Origin of the sequence: Paenibacillus sp. TAF43_2 (assembly GCF_052113545.1) — a bacterium.
GTDB lineage: Bacteria > Bacillota > Bacilli > Paenibacillales > Paenibacillaceae > Pristimantibacillus.
On the sequence record NZ_JBFRDK010000333.1, the window covers coordinates 1 to 2,768 of the forward strand.

The 2,768-nt window shown below is 53.6% G+C and carries 1 rRNA gene; it reads left to right on the forward strand.

Annotation, left to right across the window (positions count from 1 at the left end):
- A 23S ribosomal RNA gene (locus AB4Z17_RS33025) occupies positions 1-2,755 on the forward strand; the annotation flags it as partial.
- Between the last annotated feature and the right edge of the window lie 13 nt (positions 2,756-2,768).

The following is a 2,768-nucleotide window of genomic DNA, read 5'->3' on the forward strand; positions in this document are numbered from 1 at the left end:
AGAGGCATACCAGGGGAACTGAAACATCTAAGTACCCTGAGGAAGAGAAAACAATAGTGATTCCGTCAGTAGCGGCGAGCGAACGCGGATTAGCCCAAACYAASRAGCTTGYKYCTWGGGGTTGTAGGACGTCTCACAYGGAGTTACAAAAGTGTTTGGTAGGCGAAGAGGTCTGGAAAGGCCCGCCAGAGCAGGTAAAAGCCCTGTARCCGAAAGCAAGCACCCTCCGAGACGGATCCTGAGTACGGCGGGACACGAGAAACCCCGTCGGAATCCGGCAGGACCATCTGCCAAGGCTAAATACTCCCTGGTGACCGATAGTGAAGCAGTACCGTGAGGGAAAGGTGAAAAGCACCGCGGAAGCGGAGTGAAAAAGAACCTGAAACCGTGCGCTTACAAAAAGTCAGAGCCCGTTAAATGGGTGATGGCGTGCCTTTTGTAGAATGAACCGGCGAGTTACGATCACGTGCAAGGTTAAGTCGGGAAGACGGAGCCGTAGCGAAAGCGAGTCTGAATAGGGCGAATAAGTACGTGGTCGTAGACCCGAAACCGTGTGATCTACCCCTGTCCAGGGTGAAGGTGCGGTAACACGCACTGGAGGCCCGAACCCACGCATGTTGAAAAATGCGGGGATGAGGTGGGGGTAGCGGAGAAATTCCAATCGAACTCGGAGATAGCTGGTTCTCCCCGAAATAGCTTTAGGGCTAGCCTCGAGGAATGAGCGTCGTGGAGGTAGAGCACTGATTGGGTGCGGGGCCCGCCAAGGGTTACCAAGTCCAGTCAAACTCCGAATGCCATAGACGTGCTACTCGGGAGTCAGACAGTGAGTGCTAAGATCCATTGTCAAGAGGGAAACAGCCCAGATCATCAGCTAAGGTCCCCAAGTGTGTGTTAAGTGGGAAAGGATGTGGAGTTGCAAAGACAACCAGGATGTTGGCTTAGAAGCAGCCATCATTTAAAGAGTGCGTAATAGCTCACTGGTCGAGTGACTCTGCGCCGAAAATGTAACGGGGCTAAACACACCACCGAAGCTATGACATGTACCRTWWGGTACTTGGGTAGGGGAGCGTTGAATACGGATTGAAGTTGGACCGTGAGGACTGGTGGACTGTATTCAAGTGAGAATGCCGGTATGAGTAACGAAAAGACAAGTGAGAATCTTGTCCGCCGAAAGCCTAAGGGTTCCTGAGGAAGGCTCGTCCTCTCAGGGTAAGTCGGGACCTAACGCGAGGCCGAAAGGCGTAGTGGATGGACAACAGGTTGAAATTCCTGTACCACCGAAGATYGTTTGAGCRATGGGGTGACACAGAAGGGCAGTGACGCGGACTGATGGAATAGTCCGTCCAAGCAGTGAGGCTRRTSKRTAGGCAAATCCGCACACTATTAGGCTGGGCTGTGATGGGGAGCGAAAATTGCAGTAGCGAAGGTCATGTACTCCGGCTGTCAAGAAAAGCCTCTAGTGAGATCTAGGTGCCCGTACCGCAAACCGACACAGGTAGGCGAGCAGAGCATGCTAAGGCGCGCGGAAGAACTCTCGTTAAGGAACTCGGCAAAATGACCCCGTAACTTCGGGAGAAGGGGTGCCTCGGTAGGGTGAATAGCCCGAGGGGGCCGCAGTGAAAAGGCCCAAGCGACTGTTTAGCAAAAACACAGGTCTGTGCGAAGCCGTAAGGCGAAGTATACGGGCTGACGCCTGCCCGGTGCTGGAAGGTTAAGGGGAGCGGTTAGGGGTAACCCGAAGCTGTGAACCGAAGCCCCAGTAAACGGCGGCCGTAACTATAACGGTCCTAAGGTAGCGAAATTCCTTGTCAGGTAAATTCTGACCCGCACGAATGGCGTAACGACTTGGGCGCTGTCTCAACGAGAGATCCGGTGAAATTTTAATACCTGTGAAGATGCAGGTTACCCGCGACAAGACGGAAAGACCCCATGGAGCTTTACTGTAACTTGATATTGAACTTTGGTACGATCTGTACAGGATAGGTGGGAGCCTWWGAAGCATGAGCGCCAGCTTGTGTGGAGGCAACGTTGGGATACCACCCTGATCGTATCGGAGTTCTAACCTAGAACCGTGAAACCGGTTCGGGGACCGTGTCAGGTGGACAGTTTGACTGGGGCGGTCGCCTCCTAAAATGTAACGGAGGCGCCCAAAGGTTCCCTCAGAATGGTTGGAAATCATTCGAAGAGTGCAAAGGCATAAGGGAGCTTGACTGCGAGACCTACAAGTCGAGCAGGKACGAAAGTMGGGCTTAGTGATCCGGTGGTACCGAATGGAAGGGCCATCGCTCAACGGATAAAAGCTACCCTGGGGATAACAGGCTTATCTCCCCCAAGAGTCCACATCGACGGGGAGGTTTGGCACCTCGATGTCGGCTCATCGCATCCTGGGGCTGAAGTAGGTCCCAAGGGTTGGGCTGTTCGCCCATTAAAGCGGTACGCGAGCTGGGTTCAGAACGTCGTGAGACAGTTCGGTCCCTATCTGTCGCGGGCGCAGGAAATTTGAGAGGAGCTGTCCTTAGTACGAGAGGACCGGGATGGACGTACCGCTGGTGTACCAGTTGTTCCGCCAGGAGCACCGCTGGGTAGCCAAGTACGGACGGGATAAGCGCTGAAAGCATCTAAGCGTGAAGCCCCCCTCAAGATGAGATTTCCCAGTATGTAAGACCCCTTGAAGACGACGAGGTTGATAGGTTCGGGGTGGAAGCACAGCAATGTGTGTAGCTGACGAATACTAATCGGTCGAGGGCTTATCCTAAACACGTTTACTG